At 69.6% G+C, this 19,600-nt stretch carries 19 protein-coding genes and 1 pseudogene; 8 read left to right on the plus strand and 12 right to left on the minus strand.

The features are described from left to right. Positions 1–22: 22 nt before the first annotated feature. The 3 genes from HUW46_RS27695 to HUW46_RS27705 all read right to left on the minus strand — a co-directional run bounded on the left by HUW46_RS27695 (position 23) and on the right by HUW46_RS27705 (position 3,217). Complete coding sequence (locus tag HUW46_RS27695; RefSeq protein WP_215541728.1) at positions 23–580, minus strand: snapalysin family zinc-dependent metalloprotease; 558 nt, start codon at positions 578–580, stop codon at positions 23–25. 28 nt (positions 581–608) lie between these two features. Continuing rightward, on the minus strand, positions 609–1,322 hold the full coding sequence (locus HUW46_RS27700) for a S1 family peptidase (protein ID WP_215541729.1): 714 nt from the start codon (positions 1,320–1,322) through the stop codon (positions 609–611). Positions 1,323–2,020: 698 nt separating this feature from the next. Next, positions 2,021–3,217, minus strand: a complete 1,197-nt coding sequence (locus HUW46_RS27705; RefSeq protein ID WP_215541730.1) for a helix-turn-helix domain-containing protein — start codon at positions 3,215–3,217, stop codon at positions 2,021–2,023. Positions 3,218–3,298: 81 nt separating this feature from the next. Here HUW46_RS27705 and HUW46_RS27710 point away from each other — a divergent pair, with 81 nt between their 5' ends. Then, a complete protein-coding gene (locus HUW46_RS27710) occupies positions 3,299–3,994 on the plus strand; it encodes an HAD family hydrolase (RefSeq protein ID WP_215541731.1) in 696 nt (231 codons plus the stop codon). A 453-nt stretch (positions 3,995–4,447) separates the two neighbouring features. Here the strand turns inward: HUW46_RS27710 and HUW46_RS27715 are convergent, their stop codons facing one another. Together HUW46_RS27715 and HUW46_RS27720 are read right to left on the minus strand one after the other, a co-directional pair. Further along, positions 4,448–4,942 (minus strand): pyridoxamine 5'-phosphate oxidase, encoded by a 495-nt coding sequence (locus tag HUW46_RS27715; protein ID WP_215541732.1) that lies wholly within the window; start codon positions 4,940–4,942, stop codon positions 4,448–4,450. Further along, positions 4,939–5,370 carry a YybH family protein gene (locus HUW46_RS27720; RefSeq protein ID WP_215541733.1) on the minus strand — a complete coding sequence of 144 codons (432 nt, stop codon included), beginning with the start codon at positions 5,368–5,370 and terminating at the stop codon, positions 4,939–4,941. The genes HUW46_RS27715 and HUW46_RS27720 overlap by 4 nt, the downstream gene beginning before the upstream one ends. A gap of 105 nt (positions 5,371–5,475) precedes the next feature. On the opposite strand from HUW46_RS27720, the gene HUW46_RS27725 reads away from it, so the two are divergent. From HUW46_RS27725 to HUW46_RS27735, 3 genes are all read left to right on the plus strand, one after another. Beyond that, complete coding sequence (locus HUW46_RS27725) at positions 5,476–5,847, plus strand: YciI family protein (protein ID WP_215541734.1); 372 nt, start codon at positions 5,476–5,478, stop codon at positions 5,845–5,847. Then, positions 5,793–7,067: an RNA polymerase sigma factor gene (locus HUW46_RS27730; protein ID WP_215541735.1), complete on the plus strand. Its 1,275-nt coding sequence runs from the start codon at positions 5,793–5,795 to the stop codon at positions 7,065–7,067. Before HUW46_RS27725 ends, HUW46_RS27730 begins: the two co-directional genes overlap by 55 nt. 255 nt (positions 7,068–7,322) lie before the next feature. Further along, a complete protein-coding gene (locus HUW46_RS27735; RefSeq protein ID WP_215541736.1) occupies positions 7,323–8,219 on the plus strand; it encodes a DMT family transporter in 897 nt (298 codons plus the stop codon). A gap of 1 nt (position 8,220) precedes the next feature. Here the strand turns inward: HUW46_RS27735 and HUW46_RS27740 are convergent, their stop codons facing one another. Both HUW46_RS27740 and HUW46_RS27745 read right to left on the minus strand, forming a co-directional pair. Further along, positions 8,221–10,455, minus strand: a complete 2,235-nt coding sequence (locus HUW46_RS27740) for a P-loop NTPase fold protein (protein WP_215541737.1) — start codon at positions 10,453–10,455, stop codon at positions 8,221–8,223. Positions 10,456–10,484: 29 nt separating this feature from the next. Then, positions 10,485–11,369: a LysR family transcriptional regulator gene (locus tag HUW46_RS27745; RefSeq protein ID WP_254124950.1), complete on the minus strand. Its 885-nt coding sequence runs from the start codon at positions 11,367–11,369 to the stop codon at positions 10,485–10,487. An 86-nt stretch (positions 11,370–11,455) separates the two neighbouring features. Here HUW46_RS27745 and HUW46_RS27750 point away from each other — a divergent pair, with 86 nt between their 5' ends. Next, the gene (locus HUW46_RS27750) at positions 11,456–12,313 is read left to right on the plus strand and encodes a TIGR03564 family F420-dependent LLM class oxidoreductase (protein WP_215541738.1); all 858 of its coding nucleotides are present in this window, start codon (positions 11,456–11,458) and stop codon (positions 12,311–12,313) included. A 752-nt stretch (positions 12,314–13,065) separates the two neighbouring features. Here HUW46_RS27750 and HUW46_RS27755 read toward each other — a convergent pair. Then, positions 13,066–14,043 (minus strand): NAD-dependent epimerase/dehydratase family protein, encoded by a 978-nt coding sequence (locus HUW46_RS27755; protein WP_215541739.1) that lies wholly within the window; start codon positions 14,041–14,043, stop codon positions 13,066–13,068. Positions 14,044–14,225: 182 nt separating this feature from the next. Here HUW46_RS27755 and HUW46_RS27760 point away from each other — a divergent pair, with 182 nt between their 5' ends. Further along, positions 14,226–14,417 (plus strand): hypothetical protein, encoded by a 192-nt coding sequence (locus tag HUW46_RS27760; protein ID WP_215541740.1) that lies wholly within the window; start codon positions 14,226–14,228, stop codon positions 14,415–14,417. A 4-nt stretch (positions 14,418–14,421) separates the two neighbouring features. On the opposite strand, the gene HUW46_RS27765 is transcribed toward HUW46_RS27760, so the two are convergent. Together HUW46_RS27765 and HUW46_RS27770 are read right to left on the minus strand one after the other, a co-directional pair. After that, positions 14,422–15,066, minus strand: coding sequence for a response regulator (locus HUW46_RS27765; RefSeq protein WP_254124952.1), 645 nt, complete (start codon positions 15,064–15,066; stop codon positions 14,422–14,424). Further along, positions 15,063–16,160: a sensor histidine kinase gene (locus HUW46_RS27770; protein WP_215541741.1), complete on the minus strand. Its 1,098-nt coding sequence runs from the start codon at positions 16,158–16,160 to the stop codon at positions 15,063–15,065. The genes HUW46_RS27765 and HUW46_RS27770 overlap by 4 nt, the downstream gene beginning before the upstream one ends. 89 nt (positions 16,161–16,249) lie before the next feature. Here HUW46_RS27770 and HUW46_RS27775 point away from each other — a divergent pair. Then, positions 16,250–16,921, plus strand: a pseudogene (locus HUW46_RS27775) (ABC transporter ATP-binding protein); the annotation flags it as partial. 62 nt (positions 16,922–16,983) lie between these two features. Further along, complete coding sequence (locus HUW46_RS27780; protein WP_215541743.1) at positions 16,984–17,715, plus strand: hypothetical protein; 732 nt, start codon at positions 16,984–16,986, stop codon at positions 17,713–17,715. A 2-nt stretch (positions 17,716–17,717) separates the two neighbouring features. Here the strand turns inward: HUW46_RS27780 and HUW46_RS27785 are convergent, their stop codons facing one another. Together HUW46_RS27785 and HUW46_RS27790 are read right to left on the minus strand one after the other, a co-directional pair. Next, a complete protein-coding gene (locus tag HUW46_RS27785) occupies positions 17,718–18,917 on the minus strand; it encodes an RNA polymerase sigma factor (RefSeq protein WP_442860859.1) in 1,200 nt (399 codons plus the stop codon). Between the two features lie 9 nt (positions 18,918–18,926). Continuing rightward, on the minus strand, positions 18,927–19,577 hold the full coding sequence (locus HUW46_RS27790; protein WP_215541744.1) for a response regulator transcription factor: 651 nt from the start codon (positions 19,575–19,577) through the stop codon (positions 18,927–18,929). Positions 19,578–19,600: the final 23 nt, after the last annotated feature.

Consider the following 19,600-nt stretch of genomic DNA (forward strand, 5'->3'; position numbering starts at 1 on the left):
GGACACCCGGATTCGCTGTGGCTCAGTACACGAAGGTGCCCGCGAGTTCGGCCGCCCGGATGCTGTCGGCGACGAAGCCACCGCCCGCGTTCCGCTTGACCTGGGCCGCCTCGGTGGCGTGCGGTGTGGTGCTCTTGCACGAGGTCGGCGAGCTGTGCCCGGACATCAGGTAGTCGCACCGCCCGTTCCGGTTGTCGGGCAGACCGAGGATGTGCCCGAGTTCGTGCGCGGCGATGCGCGGCGGGTAGAACCCGTCGTTGACCGCTTCCCGTCCCATGTAGACGGTGCCGCGGCCGAAGCCGCCGGGATAGGTCCTCGGCCAGCCGTCGTCGGCGAGGATCTTGACCGTGGCCTGGCTTCCGGATCCCGGCTTGAGCTGGATCTCCGGCACCGCCTTGTTCCACGCCTGTGCGCCCTCGTCGACAGCCGCCTTGAACTCCTGCGACTGGCTGGCGTCGTAGTAGATCGTGCGGACCTTGACCTCGGCCGCCGTGGACGCGGGCGCGCCCACCAGGGCCGGGGTCAGTACCGCCAGGCCGAGCGCGGCGACCATGGCCATCGCGGCCTTCCGGAACGACATCGTGCCTCCTCTTTCGGTAAGGGCGGGCTCAGCCGCCGATCTGCTGCTGGATCCAGGGCAGGTGCGCCGCGATCCCGGTGTAGAGCGTCGAGGTCGCGCACTCGCCGCGATTGTCCCCGGGGCCGTGCGTTTCCCCGGCGAGGGTCCAGTCGCCGCGCGTGCCGACGACCGCGGGGCCGCCGGAGTCGCCGTGGCACGCGGAATGCGCGCGGTCGCCGGAAACGCAGAGGTCGTCCGCGGTGCCGCCGCCCGGTGCGCACTGGCGGCTGGCCAGCACGGTCAGATCGATCTCCTGGAGCGTGGTGGCGTTGCGGCAGGACGGCCAGCTCATGCACCCGAAGCCGAGCAGGCGCACGGGCGTCCCCGCGGCCGGGGCCGACTGCGCCATCTTCACCGGCGCCGACCGCGCCGGCGTGGACAGGTGCATCAGGGTGAGATCGGTACCGGGCTTGGTGACGTTGCGATCGATCCGGACCGCCTCGCCGCCCGAGTTCTTGCTGGTCGACCCGACCCGGCCCTGGTAGGCGGCGCCGCAGTGGTGCGCCGTGACGAGCCATTGCGGCGCGACGAGGCTGGCGCCGCACCCGTTGCTGAGCGAGGTCATGAAGGAATAGGTCTCGGTGGCGTTGTGCCCGCCGATGATGCTCGGCTGAGCGGGACTGGACGGCGTGGCGGCCGCGACGCTCACACCGGACGCCGCGAGAGCGATCGCGCCGAGCGCCACCATGATGATTCTGCGCATGGGAAACTCCCGATCAAGGGTGGATGAACTGGCCTGAATGCGTTCTCCGTGCTCGAAAATGCGAGACATCAACTCCGGTCGGCGCTCCGCGGGCCGAATGAGTATCCCAATGCGGATCTCGTCCGGCCACCGTCGAAAGTAGGTTTTGATCAGGGATGCCGCCCCGTCTCGATCTTCGCGAACTCCAGAGTGGCTCAGTCGGAAATGTGCCCATAGTGACATTTCGCCATAACGCCATGTTATGGCTCCGGTGTGCACGTGGTATTCGGCGCGGGAAACCGATCTGCCCGATCGGTCCGTGAAAAGCGGGTAGGGCGGATTAATCAGCGCCTGCCAGTTCGACTACGCAGTTCGAAGTGAACAGCTGGGTCACTCCGGTGCTGTCGATCAGCACCGGGAACGTCGTGCTGTTCCACTGCCCCTCGTAGAACGCGACGGTTCCTTCTCGTCCGTGGCACCAGGATTGCTCCGTGATTCGAACACGGGTGCCAGGCCGGGGCCTGCCATGGGTTCCTCGTTCGTGGGAGTCCCACCAGAGGCTGTCGAAGGGTTCCGTATGTTGCGGCCTCACGGCGAGCCTTGGTCGGTGTCGGCAGGTTCTTGCCGGAGGGCGTGCTGGTCCATGGCTGCCCGACCGTATGGCGGTTACCGGCAAGTAATCCGAACTGTCCGTTCGGGTGGTCCGGCGGTTCGGGTCGTTACTGTGGCAGGCCGATTTCGCCCGCGAGCCGAGCCGCTTCGGCGGCGGTCGACCGGCGGCCTCGTTCCATGACTGTGTGAAGGACGGCGTGCGCGGACGGACGGTGGCGGATGTCCTCCGGTGCTTCGTTCTCTGCGGTGTTCAGCAATTGCAGAGCTGCGGCGTAGTCTCGCCGCTGGCCATGTCCCTTGGCTTGATCGAGGAGGAAAGCCACCCGGCGCTCGATGGAAGGCGATCGGCCTTGGTCGATCTTCTTCGCCAGTCGTAGTCCCTCGACGGCTTCTCCTGATTCGATTTCAACACTGACCGCGTACATCGCCACGTTGGTCGGACCGAACGCGGTCCAGCAGGTGTTGCGCTCGCCCACTTGCGCGGCCAGCGTTACGGCTTCGCGCAACCGATCGCGAGCTGTCCACGGGTTGCCGCGGCGGACTGCGGCGATGGCCGAGATAAGCAACAACGAGCCGGAGACCGCCCTGGCATCGGTGCTTTCGCAGACCCGGCTCTGCAGGCTCTCGCGAGCCTGAATGGCTGTCGCCCCTGCCATCTCTGGCTCGTTGTCCGCGAGCAGCACCTGAGCCAAGTTCCAGTTGGCGGCCGCAAGCCGGACGGGATCGTCCGCTACTTCGGCGGCGCGGATCGCTCGATCGGCCACCAGCAGTGATACATCGCGGCGGCCGATGCGCTTGGTGACGGTTCGCACCAGACCGTACAGATCGGCGGCACAGCGATGAGCCGCTCGGCGATCGCGGGCCTCCGCGACGCGCAAGGCCACCTCGGTCTCGACGATGAGCCCTGGTAGTCGCGCTGTCAGCAGGCTGTAGCGAATCGGTGAGGTTTGCCAAGTGGCCCAGGCGTCGAGTACATCGTGGTGTAGTTCGGCCAGCTTCGGCTCGTTCGTCGGCTCGGGTAGCGGGCCAGTCAGCGCGCGGTGGATCGTGGCTCCGACTTTCGCGATAGTGTGCTTGTCATCGGCTGCTGGTGCGGGACTGAGCAGGTCTCCGAGTTCCACCCGGAGCACGTCGGCCAGTTGAGCCAGTACGGCGATCGTCGGTAGTTTCTGACCGCGTTCGATTTGGTACAGGTAGTCGGGCGTGATGCCGGTCAGCCCGGCCACCACGGTCTTGGTCTGGTGGGCGGCTGTTCGGTAGAACCGGATCCGGTCGCCGACGACACGCGCTAGATGATGGTGCATCCCGACCTTCCCGTCAGGGTGTGACAGTGGCAGGTAGTATCGTGATCGGCACTGAATGTCATCGATGGCAGAATTCGTTCCATGGCCGAGCTTCCTGAACCGCTCCGCACTCTGATCCTGTGGGACATCGACCACACCCTGATCGAGACGCGCGGTGTCGGGCGGGATATTTACGAGCGCGCTTTTCCCGCTGCTACGGGCAAACCGCTGACCAAGCTGGCTTCGATCGCCGGTCGGACCGAACTCGACATCATGAGCGAATCCTTGCGGGTCAACGGCCTCGAGCCGACCGATGAGATGGTCGGCAAGCTGGCTGAAGCGTTGGTGCGAGGCTACGAGGACGCTCGCGACGAGTTGGCCAGCACCGGCCGAGCGCTGCCCGGCGCTCGCGACGCCTTGGCGCGGTTCGCGGCCGATTCGACCGTTCACCAGGCTGTGCTCACCGGAAATCTCCGGGATGTCGCGCGTATCAAGCTGGACGTTTTCGGTCTGGACCAGTACGTCGACCTCGCCAGCGGTGCCTACGGTGACGACGATGCCAGCCGCGCGGTTCTGGTTGGCATCGCGCAGCGGCGGGCGATGGAGCGCACTGGCGCCCGGTTCGACAACGGTCACACGGTGCTGATCGGTGACACGCCGAACGACGTCCAAGCCGCGTTGACCGCGGGAGTTCGGGTTATCGCGGTGGCGAGCGGGAAGAGTAGTGAGGCCGAGCTTCACGAGGCTGGCGCGGTCGAGGTTGTGGCCGACTTGTCTGGGCTGGCTGCTATTCCGTGACCTTCAGCAAGCGACTTTCGGCGCCAGGTCGTGGAAGGGGTCGAAGTGTGATAGCGCGACCGTGTTGCGAGAGGTCTGTTTCGCGGTCTGTCCAGGCTGGACGTAACACAAGTGGGCGAATCGGCGACTACCGCATCAAAGTTGCGGGACTGGTTCATGAGAACTTGCGCATCAAGGAGGCTGGATCGATGAGTAAATCTGATCGTAACAGCGGGAATCCCTGGACTGAGGCTGAGCGCGCGCAGCTCGCTGATCTCGCGGAAAAGAATACTCCCACGAGAGTCATCGGGTTGAAAATGGGACGCACTGAAGATGCGGTTCGCTCGCAAGCTCAGAAGCAAGGTATCTCGCTCAAGCCGAGCAACCAGTCTCCTTACGATCGGTAGTGCTTGCGTACTGTGCCGTTTGGATGGCCGGGAAATCGGCCATCCAAACGGCGGCACATGACTGCGCTCAACCCTGCGTGATACCGGGAGTCCGGGTGCGGAAGTCCAAAGTGCCCACCCACGACGGACGGAGCGCGATACGGGCCATTCTCGTGTCCGGGTGTTCGGCATCGGCGACGTACCGCGCACCGCCTTCCTCGCCGAGGAAGCGACGCGCCGCCTCGGCTTGTTCGGGCAGCATGCCGTCGACCTCGGTGATCGTCACTTTTCCGCGCAGCAGCAGCACTTCCGGCGGCTGCGGTTCCGTGTCGATCGTGATGGCGACGTCCGGGCGGGCCCGTAGTGCGCGGAGCCGCCGCGCCGGTTCGCGGATGCCCAGCGGCGGGCAGTGCAGGTACGTGCCCATCACCAGTTCTTCGCCGGTCCAGACGTACCAAGTGGACACCACGCGGGGTGTTCCGTCCAAGGCCGCGTAGGCCATGCGGGCCGGGATCGACGAGTGCAGCAGGCGCTGCGCGAGGTCGGTGGTGAGCAGGCGCGGGTCGCCCTGCGGCGGGGTCACGGCTTGAGGTCGGTCGCGGCGCGGAACGAACCGTCCATGTAGAACGGCGTCGACCGGTGCTCGTCGACGATCAGCCAGCGCTCGCCGTCGCGGCGGAGGCCGACGGTCGAGCGGAACCACATCTCGAACCCGGCTTCGGCCGAGCCCATGCGTTCGAGGCTGCGGCAGAACGCGACATCCTCGCTCGCGGTGACGACCAGTTCGCTGATGTCGTAGTCCACGCGTCCGCCGAATTTCGCGAACCAGTTCCGCATCCGCGACGGGTCGCGCAGTTCGCCCGCCGGGTGCAGCAGCGGCGGTTCCAGGTCGAACTGCACCGCCTCCGGCGCGTAGTGCGAGGCGAGCAGGTCCGCGTCGCCGGTGCGCATCGCGTGTTCGCGGTCGGTCATGAGCTGGCGGATCTCGGCGGCTGCCTTGGTGTCGGTCATCGGGTGCTCCTTCGGTTCGTGGATGCCTCTCGTCGGGGATGTAGAAGCTGGCGCGCTGGTTTCGACACAGCGGTGAGAGAATTTCCCGACTTTTTCGGAGGCGACATGAAGTACCTGATCCTGATCCACAGCAACGAGGCCTCCCGCCAGGCGTGGGAAGGGCTCAGCGACGAGCAGAAGCGGAACCTCGGGCGTGGTCACCAGGAGCTGCGGGAACTGCTCGCGGAGTCCGGTGAGCTGATCGTCTCGGAGGGGCTCGTCGATCCTGCGCAGGCGAAGCGGGTGCGGGTCCGCGGCGGCGACACGATCGCGACCGACGGGCCGTTCGCCGAGGTCAAGGAGCACCTCGCCGGTTTCTACCTGGTCGAGTGCGAAAGCATGGACCGTGCCGTGGAGCTGGCGGCGAAGGCGCCGGACGCGGAATGGGGCGAGGTCGAGGTGCGGCCGGTCCTCGACCTGCGCGGGGTCGAGTTCTGAGCACGCCCGGTGCGCTCGAGGACCTGCTGCGCGAGCTGGCGCCGCAGGTCCTCGGCGTGCTGCTGCGCCGGTTCGGCGGCGGCTTCGACACCTGCGAGGACGCGGTGCAGGAGGCGCTGCTGGCCGCCGCGACGCAGTGGCCTGCCGAAGGCGTTCCCGGCAACCCGAAGGGCTGGCTGGTCACCGTCGCCCACCGGCGGCAGACCGAGCTGTGGCGCAACGAGTCGGCGCGGAAGCGCCGCGAAGAAACGGCGTTCGCGCAGCTCCCACCCGATCAGGAGCCGGTCGACGCGCGCGACGACACGCTCACCCTGTTGCTGCTGTGCTGCCACCCGTCGCTGACCACGGTGTCCCAGGTGGCGCTGACCCTGCGCGCGGTCGGCGGGCTGACCACCGCGGAGATCGCGCGCGGGCTGCTGGTGCCGGAAGGCACCGTCGGGCAGCGGATCAGCAGGGCGAAGCAGCGGATCAAGGCCAGCGGCGCGCGGTTCGGCCTCCCGCCGGAAAGCGAGCTGGCCGACCGGGTTTCCGCCGTGCTGCACGTGCTGTACCTGATCTTCAACGAGGGGTACACGGCCAGTTCCGGTTCGTCGCTGTACCGGGTCGAACTGAGCGCGGAGGCGATCCGGCTGGCGCGTCAGCTCCGCGAACGGCTGCCGGAGGACGGTGAGGTCGCCGGGCTGCTGGCGCTGATGCTGCTTACCGATGCCAGGCGGGCGGCGCGGACCGACGCGGACGGCGGCCTGGTGCCGCTCGCCGCGCAGGACCGTTCGCGGTGGAACGCCGACGCGATCGCCGAGGGTGTCGACCTGATCACCGCGACGCTGGCGCGCGCCCCGGTCGGGCCCTACCAGCTGCAGGCCGCGATCGCCGCCGTGCACGACGAGGCGGCCACCGCGGCGGACACCGACTGGCGGGAGATCCGCGCGCTGTACGAGCTGCTACACACCCTCGCGCCCGGTCCGATGGTGACGTTGAACCGGATCGTCGCGATCGCGATGGTCGACGGCGCGGAAACCGGACTGCGCGAGCTCGCCGAGGCGGAAGGCGACCCCGCGCTGGCCGGGCACCACCGGGTGGCCGCGATCAGGGCGCACCTGCTGGACTCCTCCGGCGACCGCGAAGCCGCCGCGGCGCAGTACCGGCTGGCCGCAGGCCGCACGCTGAGCCTGCCCGAGCGGCGCTACCTGGAACAACGCGCCGAGGAGCTGGCCGAGTGATGCGCACGCACCGAGTACGCGTCAGCACTGTGCGTGTATCGCTTATGGCGCAAGGGTTCTCAGCTTCGGGGCGGATGACCACGGCGTCGCGGCGGTAGGGCACACTCGACCACGGCGGTCTGGCTGCCACCAGCGCCGGTTCGGTGGCCACCGTGATCGTGCGCGCGGCTGCGAGGGACCACAGTGGTCACCGGAGAGCGCGCCGCTCGACTTGCCGGGAATCCGTCAGGTCCACGGATTCCCAGGGAGCTGTTCATGAACGTCATCGGGATCGCGTTCGCGATGGTCGGCGCCGTGTTCGCCGCGCTGGCCGCGCAGATGCAGCACCGGGCGGTCCACGCCACGAAGAGCGACGACGAGTCGACGCTGGGGCTGCGCGCGCTAGGCAAGCTGGTGCGCCAGCCGACGTGGCTGCTCGGCCTGCTCGTGATGACCCTCGGCGGGACCCTGCACGCGATCGGGCTCGGTCTCGCGCCGGTCGCCGTGGTCCAGCCGGTCGGGGTGATCGCGGTCGGCGCGAGCGCGGTGTTCAGCGCGCGGGCCGGTGGGCCGCGGCTCGGCAGGCGCGGCTGGATCGCGGTCGGGGCGATCGCGGCGGGCGTGGCCGGGTTCGTCGCCTTCGCCGGGAGCAACGCGAAGGCGACCGACGTGACCGGCGAGGCCGCTTTGCAGGCGAGCGAGTTCGTCGTGATCGGGGTGATCGGTTTCTGCCTGCTCGCGATGGCGCTCAAGGGGTGGGCGCGCGGGCTCGCCTTCGCCACCGCGGGCGCGATCGGGTACGGCCTGGTGTCGGTGCTGACCAGGGCGGTGCTCCAGCAGTTCCAGCACGGCGGGGCCGCCGCGTTCCTGATCGCCGCGCTGATCGGCATCGGTTTCGCGCTGCTCGTCGGCGCGGTGCTGGTGCAGCAGGCCTACGCCAACGCGTCGCCGTCCACGGTGATGGCGGGCGTCACCGTCGTCGACCCGATCGTGGCCGTGGCCATCGGGGTCGGCCTGCTCGGCGAGGTCGGCGCGGTGAGCGGCGGGATCGCCGTGGCCGGGGTGCTGTGCGCCCTGGTGGCTGTCGGCGGCGTGCTGGCGTTGCCGCGCCAGACGATGTCGAGCACGGAAGCCGCGCCCGAGCGGACACTCGTGAGCACTTCGGCTGGCTAGCTCAGTCCACGGCTTGCTGCTTGCGGAAGTCCTGCAGGCGCTGCCACGCCGCGCGGGGGTAGAGCCCCATCTGCCGTTGCGCGACGGCGAGTTCGTGGAGGTCCGGGGTGAGCCGCTCCGGCGTCAGCTCGTCGTCGAACAGTGCCAGTACCGTCGCGCAGAAGAGCGCGAAGCATCCCGCGTGCAGGCGCACCTTCTTTTCGTCGGTGGTGTCGTCCTCGGTGATCTCCCGTACCAGCCGGTCGGCGAGTTCGGCCAGTTCGCCGGGGTTGCGGACGGTCGACAGGACGAGCAGATCGGCCGCGAGCCCCGACGGTCGCGAATCGACGCCGAGCGTCGCGGTCATGGCCGCGAGCGCGGACGCTTTCGTCGTGAGTTCCTTGTGCACCAGCGTTCCGGTCACCACGGACAGCGTCGGCTGGTACTCGGTGGCGGTCACGTCGACCATGTCGATGGTGAGCCGCTTCAGTTCGCGGGGCAGCCCGCCGGACAGGCAGTGCGCGAGGTAGCAGAACGCTTCGGGGATTTCGGCGACCCGGAGTGCGACCCACAGCCTGCTTTCGTCGAGCGTGAACGGGTCGAGGCGGAGCTGTTCGGAAAACGCGCTGTCCAACGCGTCCCGCGCGGCGAGGCCCCGTTGTTCGAACGAGAGCACCGCTTCGTCGGAAACGGAAACGAAGAAAAGGCATCCCGGTATGCCGAAGACCCCTTTGACGTCGTTGAGGAATTGCTGCGCCTTCTCCGGGTCGCCGATCTTGTCCAGCTCGTCGATCGCGATCACGACCTGCTCGACGCCCCTGAGCCGCAGCGTTTCCGCTGCTCGCTCGGCGAACGTGCGGAACTCGTCGACGACCTCGGGGTAGGTGAGTTGCTGCTCGGCGCGCTGGGTCGAGCGGGTCCGCCCGAGGTCTCCGCCGAGCGGGAGCATGACCTTCCCCGCCCAGCCCGACGTGAAGGTCTGCAGGAATCGGATCCGGCCGAGTTGCCGCACCGCCTCCCGCGCCAGCCGGTGAAGCGAATCGCGGCGCCGGACCCTGGCGCGGGCCGCCGCGGTGGCGGGGACGAGCACGACGAGCGCGAGGCAGCACGCGAGCACGCCGATCGCGACCGCCCGTGCGACGGGCAGCCCGGACCAGAATGCGGGCAGCGAATCGGGGAATCGCGCGAAACCTCGTGCGACGAGATCGCCGAGATCGGTGACGAATCGATTCGAAGGCGCCTGCCACAACACTGCGGAAACGGCGATACCGCCGAACACGAGAGCCAGCAGATCGGCCGTGGCGCCGATGGCGCGGTGAATTCGCGCCGACCGCGTGCGCCGCTGCCCGCCGATGTGGTCCTCGACGGCATCGAGCACGGTGTGGCAGAGCTGGGCGTGCAGGTGGAGAACGAAGTCGCGGGCTTCGTACTGGGCGGGCGCGGACGCTTCCACCACAAGAGGTTCCGTCGATTCCCGGTCGTCGAGCCGACCCGATTTCATGGTGCGGATCATCGTCGTCTTCCCGGTGCCGCGGTGGCCTGCCAGCGCGACGGCGCCGGTGTCGGTGCGCTCCAGGATCCGGCGCAACCGCCTGGCGGCGGCGGTGTGCACGATGGCGTCGTCGTCGTCGGAGTAGAGCCGGTCGACGTTCCGGTAGACCAACTTGGTGCCGTGGAACACCTTCCGGTTTTCCCGGATGTACTCGCGCAGTTCGGGGAGCACGATTTCGTTGAGCACGAACTGTTTCCGGTCGCCGAGCGCGGCTTGCCGCTCGTCGCGGGACGTGGTTCCGGGCTGCGGTTCGGCCAAGCCGTAGACCAGGCCGGGCACGCGGCGCAGCACGACGCGGCCGGAAAGCAGAAGCACCGAGACGATGCCGAGCAGACCGTAGACGCGCAACAGGACCGGCATCGCGGACCACGCCTGGGTCAGCAGCGTCAGGTAGCCGGTGCCGAAGACCGCGAGCAGTACCAGCCACCCGGTTTCGCGTGCGGACGGCCGCCACCGCGCGGAATCCCGCGTGCCGTGCCGGTCCTGTTCCATCCGGATGCGCGCGAGCGCGGTCTCGTTGCCGAGAAGCGCGCTCCTGGCCTGGGCCGAGCGGAGACCGGCGCGGTTGAGCGCGACGACGATCTCCTTGTCGCGCAGGGCCTCGTCGACGAGCATCTCCAGGGCCACGTGGGTGGTCCACGATTCGAAGTCGCTCAGGAACTCCTCTTCGTCCGCCGCGAAGGAGGCACCCGGTTCGTCGGTCATCCGTACATCATGACAACGAGGAGCCCGGCTCAGGGCGTGTTGTCGCGGAACGCGGCGGTGACCACGGCGACGCAGGCTTCCGGAGTGGCCTCCGAGGTGACCACGCTGCCGGTGATCGCCACCGGCGGGTCGAGCGGGATCGAGCGGACGCGGGTGCCGCCGACGGCGGCGATCTGGTCGGCGGGCAGCAGCGCCCAGTTTTCCGGTGTGGCACCGATTTCGACGACCGTGTCCTGCGGGGTGCCCGCCCGCCGCCCGAGCTTCGGGCGCACGCCCGCTTCCCGCAGCGCGGTCATGATCGCGTCGTACAGCGGCGGGTCGCATTCTCTGGCGGGGAAGCGCAGCGGGTAGCGGGCCAGCTCGTCGATGGTGACGATCTCGCGGTCCGCGGCGGGGTGGCGGGTGGACACGACCGCGTGCAACGGTTCGGACCAGGTCGGCAGCGCCTTCAGGCCGGGCACCGAGACCGTGCCCCTGGCCAGCGCGAGATCGAGTTCGCCGCGTCGCAGCGCGGACAGCCTCGCGGCCGCCGGGAGGTCGACGAGGACCGGTTCGAACGACGGGTTGCAGCGGCGCAGTTCGTCGATGCCGCGTTCGAGGCGGCTGGTCAACCCGGCAGCGGTGCCGATGCGGACCGTGCCCACCCGGTGGTCCGCGACGACGGTGCGGACCCGTTCGGCGGCGGCGAGCGCGTCACGAGCGGCTTCGAGCGCGCGGTGCCCGGCGTCGGTGAGGCGCACGGTGCGCGGCGACCTGTCCAGCAGGCGGACGCCGAGTTCGCGTTCGAGCCGCGCGATCTGCTGGCTGACCGCGGGCTGCACGATGTTCAGCCGTTCGGCGGCTCGCCCGAAGTGCAGTTCCTCGGCGACCGTGACGAAGTACCGCAGCGCGCGCAGCTCCACCGATTCCTCCACTCCACCTGGGGCGATAGTTTCATGTTATCGCTGCGTGGGGCAGCTGGACCTGGTTCGGCGCCGTGGTGCGCGGTGGACTCGTTCCCATGCGAATCGGCATCAACATCACGCCGTCGACCGACGGCATCGAAGGACTGACCGAGGCGGCGCGCGGTTTCGACAGCGCCTGGACGAACCAGCAGCCCGGCGGCTGGGATCCCTTGGCGCTGCTGGCGTCCGTCGAAGGCGGGCCGCCCGAACTCGGCACCGCGGTGGTGCCGACCTTCCCGCGGCACCCCGTCGCGCTGGCCACCGAGGCGCTGACGGCGCAGGTGCTCACCGGCGGCAGGCTCACGTTGGGCGTCGGGCCGAGCCACGCCTGGTACATGACCGATCAGCTCGGCCTTCCTTACAGCGCGCCCGCGAAGCACACCCGCGAATACCTCGAGGTGCTGCGTCCGTTGCTGCGCGGCGAGCACGTTCGCCACTCCGGGCGCTTCTTCACCGTCGACACGCGGCTGGCGATCAAGGCGGACCCGCCGCCGGTGCTGATCTCCGCGCTGGGACCGCGCATGCTGGAGGTCGCGCGTGATCTCGCCGACGGCACCATCGCGGTGTGGGTGCGGCCGGAGCTGGTCGCCGAGCACCTCGTGCCCAGCCTCGGCGACGGCGCACGGATCGTGGTCGCGCCGCTGGTGGCCATCACCGACGACCCCGACGGCGTGCGCGCCGCCGTCGCGAAGAACTTCGCGACGGTCGGGGAAATGCCCGCCTACCGGGCCGTGCTGGACCGCGCGGGGCTGGCCGGGCCCGCGGACACCGTCGTCGCCGGTACCGAGGCCGAAGTCGTCCGCGAGCTGCGGCGGTTCCGCGACGCCGGGGTGACGGACCTGGTCGTTTCGGGGCTCGGCTCGCCGGTGGAACGCGCTCGCGTGCGCGATGCGGTGATCGGAGGCCTGAGGTAGCTCCCCGTTGCTGCATTGGAGTGAACCGGCGGGCACCCGGTATCTGCGGCGCGCCCGGCGGCCCTTGTTGAGCACCCCCGGTTCGCAGGCGGGCCGGGGTGCCGGACGGGGAGTGCGGTGACGTGGGGGGTGGCCGCACCCGGACCGATGACGACAGCACGCTTCGGGGGAGGACGTGCGATCCGTTCGTCGGCACCGGGTGCGGCCACATTTTTTGTGCCCGAAGATCCTGCTATCGGCCCTGCCGCCACCGCGCGAGCCCGCAGCGGGTTTTCGCGTGCCCCGAAAGTGACGTTCAGGGCATCTGGCGCCCCGAAGGCCACCTTCGGGGCACAGGCAAGCGGAGCCCGCCCCTTACGAAAGTGAGAAAAGTGGCGCTGAGCGCCCCGAAGGCCACCTTCGGGGCATGAGCCGCCTCGGTTGCGAGGGCGCCGGGATCGCCACAACTCGCCCACGTCATCACTGAGCCTGTCGGGAACGTTAGCGGGAGCGCTTCTCTTTCCTCGGTGCGGCAAGGATGAGGGCGGCGCCAACCGCGAGGAGCGGTATCGAAACGGCGGGGATGCGTTGAGGTAGCACGAAGAATCCAGCTAGTACCGCTGCGATTCCCAGTGCAAGAACGATACGGGCTGCATCACGAGACATCTGTCCTCCGATTGATCGCCGCCTTTGCCTCTGGGAGTCGCTAGGCGACTACGCCCGTTACGCGGACACGGAGGCCGACACCTCATACACGATGCGGCGAGCCGGGATCACTTGTCTGCTAATGCTTTCGCTTCAACCTCGGGGCTGAGGCCGGGACGCGGGCGATCCGGCCGCAGCGGGGCATCGCCGACAGCGCGGAGCCAGCGCCACGTGTCGGCGACGGTTTCGGTGACCGGGCGGCAGCGCAGGCCGCTGTCCAGTGCCTTGGTGGCGTCGGAGCGGTGCATCATGTCGTGGTCTTCGCCGGGCGGGAGCCAGCTCGGCAGCTCGGTCCACGGTGCGATGCCCGCGGCGAGGACCTCTTCGGGCGCGAGCCAGCGCAGCTTCGCGGCCGAGCCCGTGACCCGCGCGCAGGCGTCGAGCAGCGAGCCCATCGTGGCGTGGCCGGACGGGCTCACCAGGTCGTAGGCGCCGCCGAGTCCCCGCGATGCGGCGTCGAGCGCCCACGCGGCCAAATCGCGGACATCGATGTACTGCAACGGAAGTTCGGGCGGGCCCGGCGCGAGTACGTCGCCGCCGCGCGCGAGGCGGGTCAGCCACCACGGCAGCCTGCCGACGTTTTCGTACGGGCCGAGGATGAGCCCTGCCCGCGCGAACAGCGCGCGATCGGCGAAGGTGGCTTCGACGGCGAGTTCGGCGCCGCATTTGTCTTGCGCGTACTCGGTTCCTTCGGCATCGGGCGAGCCGTCGACGACGGGCGCGTTTTCGTCCGCTCCCGGTGCGACGGGGTCGGCGTACACGGAGCGGGTCGAAACGTAGAGGTAGCGGCCGACGCGATCGGTGAGCGCTCGCGCGGCGTCGCGAACGACCCAGGGCGCGGCGCTCCAGGTGTCGACCACGACGTCCCATTCGCCGTCGCCGAGCGCCGACAAGTCGGCTGTCCGGTCGCCGTGCCGCACTTCGGCCCCGGGCGGCGACGCGTGCCTGCCGCGGTGGAACACCGTCACCGGCCAGTCGCGCCGGAGGGCCGCTTCGGCGATCGCGCGGCCGACGAACCCGGTGCCGCCGAGGATGAGGAGCTTCATGACCCCACCGTGGCTCATTCCCCGATCACGCGTGCGCGTATTCGCCGACGGCGGACAACGACCAAGGTCGATACCGGGTCATCCGAAATGATGAGAACGGGATCGCTCTGCGGTGTGATGCCGAGGTGTCCCGGGGTTTGCCAGGCTGTGGTTCGTTTCGTCTTCGAGGGAGGGCCCACGTCGTGATCCTGCTGTTCGGCCTGCTCTGCCTCGTCCAAGGCGTCGGCGGGATCATCAACTACTACAACTCCGGTTCGAAGAGCTGGTACCTGCTCAACTACATCCCCGCGCTGCACGAGTACCGGCTCGCGGGGAACATCGTGATCGCCGTGCTGGGCCTGATCTTCTTGCTGGGTTCGAGCCGAAGGCGCTGAGCCGTTAGTCGGTAAAAGGTGTGGCGAGGCCGTTCCGGAAGGCGTAGCTCACCGCCTGGGCCCTGTCCCGCAAGCCCGCCTTCGCGAAGATGTTGTTCACGTGTGTTTTCACGGTGCCTTCGGTGATGTAGAGCAGGCTCGCGATCTCGCGGTTCGACCTGCCCTCCGCGATCAGGCGCAGCACGTCGAGCTCGCGCGGGGTCAGGTCGCCGTTCGACGGGCGTTCGCGAGTAGCCAGTTCCACCAAGCGCCGCTGCACCACCGGTTCGAAATGGGTTTCCCCGGCCATCACGGTGGCGATCGCCCGCTCGATCTGGTCCGCGCGCGCATTTTTCGTCAGGTATCCGCGCGCGCCCGCTTTCAACGCGGCGAGGATCGATTCGTCGTCGGAGTACGTGGTCAGCACCACCACCCGCACGCCGGGGTGACCGTCGCGGATCCGCCTGGTCACGCCGACCCCGTCCAGCCGCGGCATCCGCAGGTCCATCAGCACCACGTCGGGCCGTTCGCGGTCGACGATCCGCAGCGCCTCCTCGCCGTTTTCCGCCGCACCAGCCACTTCCACGCCGTCCAGCATCCCGACGATGAGCACGAGGCCTTCGCGCACCACGGCCTGGTCGTCCACCACGACCACCCGCACCCGGCTCACGACGGCACCCGCAGGCGCACCCGGAAACCCGCACCGCACGGGCCCGCGACGAGTTCGCCGCCGATCAGTTCGGCCCGTTCGCGCATGCCAAGGAGCCCGTAACCGGTGCCGGGCGCCCGCCCGTTCGCACCGCCGCCGGTGTCGGTCACGGTCAGCTCGCACCGGTTGCCCGCACCGCGCAGCGCCACGACGACATCGGCTCGCGGGGCGTGCTTCCCGACGTTGGTCAACGCTTCCTGCACGGTCCGCACCACGGTGAGGCGGATCTCCGCCACCAGCGTGTCGGGAGCGCCGCTCAGCTCCACGGCACACGATTTTCCCGCCACAGCACGGAAATCGGCGGCCAGTGCGGCCAGCTGAGCGCTCAGCGGTCCGTCGCCACCGCGCAGCGCCTCGACCGCGCGCTGGGTTTCCTCGAGCCCGGCGCGGGCGAGATCGCCCGCTTTCCGGACGCGGTCGAGTGCCTGCGCGGCATCGCCGCCGCGTTCGAGCAGCATCCTGGTGCCCTCCAGGTGCACGATCTGCGCGGACAGGGAATGGGCGAGCACGTCGTGGATCTCGCGCGCGAGCCGCTGGCGTTCGGCGAGCATCGCCGCACCGGCTTGCGACCTGGCCAGTTCGGCGGTGGCCCTGGCCACGCTCAGCCGATGGACGACCGCGGCGAGCAGCAGCGCCCACGCGGCACCCATCGCGATACCGGCGGCCGCGCCGACGTCGACCGACCGGATCAGCGAGAGCACGACGAAACCGAGCGCGGCGCCCGACGTGAGCAGGATCGACCAGCCGAGCGGAACCGCGAACGGTGCGAGCCACACCATCAGGAACAGCAGCGAAAGCCCGCTGAACGGGACGAGCGCCTGCGCGCCGACGGAAGCCGCGGCTGCCACCGCGAGCAGCGCGACCGCGTGCTTCCGGGCCCGGAACAGGAGAAGACAGCAGGCCAGTCCGGCGGCGTGCAGCGCGGCCATCAGCGTCGCCGCGGGCCATCCGGCGCGGTCACCGGCGCCGAGCACACCGCCGACGGCCGCTCCCAGCAGGTAGGCGGCGAACAGCCCGCCCAGCAGGTAGTGCCACCGAGGGCGATGCCGGTCCACCAGGCAACGCTAGCCCCGCCACCGGTTCCGCGCCTCCACCCACGGGTAGGGATCGCCCGTCCACCTCCGGCCGCTCCACCCCGGAGCCGATGTTTCCGGTGCCGCGCACGAGCAAGCTGCCCGGCATGATTTCGGTAGCGAAGCTGACCAAGTCCTTCGGCGGTGTGCACGCCGTGAGGAATCTGACGTTCGACGTGGCACCGGGGAAGGTGACCGCCTTCCTCGGTCCGAACGGCGCGGGCAAGACGACCACGTTGCGCATGATCCTCGGCCTGGTGCGGCCGAGTTCCGGCGCCGCGACGATCGACGGGCGCGCCTACGCGGATCTCCGGTCCCCGGTGCGGACCGTCGGCGCGGTGCTGGAAGCCACCGCGTTCCACCCGGGTCGTACTGCGAGGACGCATCTGCGCTGGCTCGCCACCGCGGCCGGACTTTCCGGCGGCCGTGTCGGCGAGGTGCTCGCCGACGTCGGCCTTGGCGACGTGGCGGACCGCCGGGTCGGCTCGTTCTCGCTCGGCATGCGCCAACGGCTCGCGCTCGCCTCCGCGCTGCTGGGGGAGCCGTCCGTGCTGGTGCTCGACGAACCGGCGAACGGGCTCGACCCGGAGGGCATCCACTGGTTGCGCGCTTTCCTGCGCGCGCAGGCCGCCGAGGGCAGGACGGTGCTGGTGTCGAGCCACGTGCTGACCGAGATCGCGATGGTCGCTGATCGCGTGCTCATCGTCAGCGGCGGGCGACTGGTCGCCGACGGCGGCGTCGAGGAGTTCTCCGGGGGCGGGACGGGGCTGGAAGAGACCTATCTCGAACTGGTTCGGGGGACACGATGACCTTGGTGCGAGCGGAGCTGGTCAAAGCGCGGGGTACCAGGTCGATGTGGGCGCTGGCCGGGCTGGCGGTGCTGTTCAGCGTCGCGTGGGCCGTCGTGGACGTGCTCGTGTTCCTGCGCTCCGGCGGAACGGTCGAAAACGCGTACGGCATGGCGCAGCAGGGTTATCTGTTCAGCCTGCTGCTCGGCATCGTGCTGACCGCGGGCGAGTACCGGCACCAGACGATCACCTGGACGCTGCTGGTCACCCCGCGCCGGGGTGAGGTGGTGCGGGCGCGGTTCGCCGCGTGCGCGGTACTGGGGCTCGCCATCGGGATCGCGGGTGTCGTGGTGACCGCCCCGGTGACCGCGGTGCTGCTGGCCGCCACCGGGCGGACCGTGTTCACCCCGGCCGTGCCGGGAGTGCTGACGGGCTCCGCGCTCAGCGTCGCGCTCTGGTGCGTGTTCGGCGGCGCGCTGGGCATGCTGGCCAAAAATCAGACCGTCGCCGTGATCGGGGCCTTCGTGTGGTTCCTCTACGGCGACGGGCTCCTGGTCGCTTTCGTGCCGTCGGTCGGACGGTGGACGCCGACCGGTGCTTCCCGCGCCGTGGTCGGCTGGGACCGGGGTGGGCGCGAGGTGGCGGGCGATCTGCTGCCGGGCTGGGCGGGCGTGCTCCTGCTACTGGGCTACGCCGCCGTCGCCGGGTTTGCCGCGCGCGCGATCAGCGTTCGCCGTGACGTGACGTGAATTCAGCCCCGCCGTCGTTCGAGGAAGGCGCGTTCGGCCGCGTTGCCAGTGCGCGCGATCGCCGTGTCGTAGGCGGCCGCGGCTTCCCCGGTCCGGCCGAGCCGCCGCAGCAGGTCCGCCCTGATCGCGTGGAACAGGTAGTACTCGTCCAGTGCCAGTTCGTCGACGAGGGCGAGCGCGGTCGCGGGGCCGTCGACCTCGGCGACGGCGACGGCCCGGTTCAGCGCGACCACCGGGCTCGGGTCGAAGGCGCGCAACTGGTCGTAGAGCCGGAGGATCTGGCCCCACTCAGTTTCGGCCGCGGTGCGGGCATCGCTGTGCACGGCGTTGATCGCGGCCTGGATCTGGTACGGGCCCGGCCGGTCGCGGCGCAGGCACGCGCGGAGAAGTTCCTGGCCCTCCGCCACGAGTTCGCGGTCCCACCTCGTCCGGTCCTGGTCGGCGAGCAGGACCAGTTCGCCGTCGGCGCCGGTGCGCGCGCCGCGGCGGGCGTCGATCAGCAGCATCAGCGCGAGCAGCCCGGTGACTTCGGGTTCGGCCGGCATCAGCTCGGCGAGCACCCGGCAGAGGCGGATGGCTTCCGCGCACAGGTCTTCGCGCACGAGCGCGTCACCCGAGCTCGCCGAGTACCCCTCGTTGAAGATCAGGTAGAGCACCGCGAGCACGGCGCCGAGCCGCTCGGGCAGATCGGCCTCGCCGGGGATCCGGTACGGGATGCCCGCGTCCCTGATCTTGCCCTTCGCGCGCACGATCCGTTGCGCCATGGTCTTTTCCGGGACCAGGAACGCGTGCGCGATCTCGCCGGTGGTCAGCCCGCCGAGCAGCCGCAGCGTCAGCGCGACGCGCGCGGGGACGGCCAGTGCGGGGTGGCAGCAGGTGAACAGCAGCCGCAGCCGGTCGTCGTGCACCGGGCCGGTTTCCTCGGGTTCGCCCCGCTCGGCGAGGAAGGCCGCGTCGGCGTGTCTGTCCACTCTGGACGCTTCGCGCCGGAGGCGGTCGATCGCCTTGTTCCGAGCGGTGGTGATGATCCAGCCCGCCGGGCTCGGCGGCGCTCCGTCGGACGGCCAGCGCTGCGCCGCGACGGCGAACGCCTCCTGCACGGCTTCTTCGGCGATGTCGATGGTGCCGAAAGCGCGCACCAGCACGGAAACCGCGCGCCCGTACTCTTCACGGAACACGCGGGCGATCTCGGAGGCGTCCACGAGGGGAATCTACGCCGGGTGGATGAAGTAGCCGTCGCCGCGGACGTTGGTGATCATGTCGGGTTCCCGCAACTTCTTGCGAAGCTGTTTGATCACACCGGCGACCACGTTCGACGAGGGCGCGACGAATTCGTCCCAGGCGTACTCGGCGAGCGCGGCCCGCGACACCGTCTCGCCCTGCCGGAGCACCAGCAGCTCCAGCACGTCGAACTCCTTGCGCGTCAAGGTGAGCAGGGCCGCCGCGCGGCGGACTTCGCGACGCCCTACGTCGATCACGAGGTCCCCGCAGCGCAGCACCGGCGGCAGGCTCGCCGTAACGCGGCGGCACAGGCTGCGCACGCGCGCGGTCAGCTCGTCCATCGCGAACGGTTTCACCAGGTAGTCGTCGCCGAGTTCGAGCCCGGCGATCCGGTCGTTGACGCTGTCGAGCGCGGTCAGGAACAGCACCGGCACGGTCGGCCGGTTCCGCCGCACGTAGGTGAGCGCGTCACCGGAGGGCAGCAGGCGGTCGAACACCGCGCAGTCGTAGGAGTTCACGGTGAGCGCCTCGTCGGCCTGGGGCAGGTCGCCGACGGCGTCCACCGCGAACCCCGCGCCGCGCAGCGTGCCGCCGATCGCGAGGCGGAGGTCTTCGTTGTCCTCGATGACCAGTACCCGCACGGGTACGAACAGTAGCGAGCCCG

The sequence above is a fragment of the Amycolatopsis sp. CA-230715 genome, from assembly GCF_018736145.1.
Lineage (GTDB): Bacteria > Actinomycetota > Actinomycetes > Mycobacteriales > Pseudonocardiaceae > Amycolatopsis.

Excerpts from the sequence above, each read along its gene's own strand:
- HUW46_RS27725 (WP_215541734.1), top strand. The coding sequence starts at position 5,476 with ATGAAGTACCTGATCCTGATCCACAGCAACGAGGCCTCCCGCCAGGCG.
- HUW46_RS27700 (WP_215541729.1), bottom strand. The coding sequence starts at position 1,322 with ATGCGCAGAATCATCATGGTGGCGCTCGGCGCGATCGCTCTCGCGGCG.
- HUW46_RS27720 (WP_215541733.1), bottom strand. The coding sequence starts at position 5,370 with ATGACCGACACCAAGGCAGCCGCCGAGATCCGCCAGCTCATGACCGAC.
- HUW46_RS27755 (WP_215541739.1), bottom strand. The coding sequence starts at position 14,043 with ATGAAGCTCCTCATCCTCGGCGGCACCGGGTTCGTCGGCCGCGCGATC.
- HUW46_RS27695 (WP_215541728.1), bottom strand. The coding sequence starts at position 580 with ATGTCGTTCCGGAAGGCCGCGATGGCCATGGTCGCCGCGCTCGGCCTG.
- HUW46_RS27740 (WP_215541737.1), bottom strand. The coding sequence starts at position 10,455 with ATGACCGACGAACCGGGTGCCTCCTTCGCGGCGGACGAAGAGGAGTTC.
- HUW46_RS27735 (WP_215541736.1), top strand. The coding sequence starts at position 7,323 with ATGAACGTCATCGGGATCGCGTTCGCGATGGTCGGCGCCGTGTTCGCC.
- HUW46_RS27780 (WP_215541743.1), top strand. The coding sequence starts at position 16,984 with ATGACCTTGGTGCGAGCGGAGCTGGTCAAAGCGCGGGGTACCAGGTCG.
- HUW46_RS27750 (WP_215541738.1), top strand. The coding sequence starts at position 11,456 with ATGCGAATCGGCATCAACATCACGCCGTCGACCGACGGCATCGAAGGA.
- HUW46_RS27710 (WP_215541731.1), top strand. The coding sequence starts at position 3,299 with ATGGCCGAGCTTCCTGAACCGCTCCGCACTCTGATCCTGTGGGACATC.
- HUW46_RS27730 (WP_215541735.1), top strand. The coding sequence starts at position 5,793 with ATGGGGCGAGGTCGAGGTGCGGCCGGTCCTCGACCTGCGCGGGGTCGA.
- HUW46_RS27705 (WP_215541730.1), bottom strand. The coding sequence starts at position 3,217 with ATGCACCATCATCTAGCGCGTGTCGTCGGCGACCGGATCCGGTTCTAC.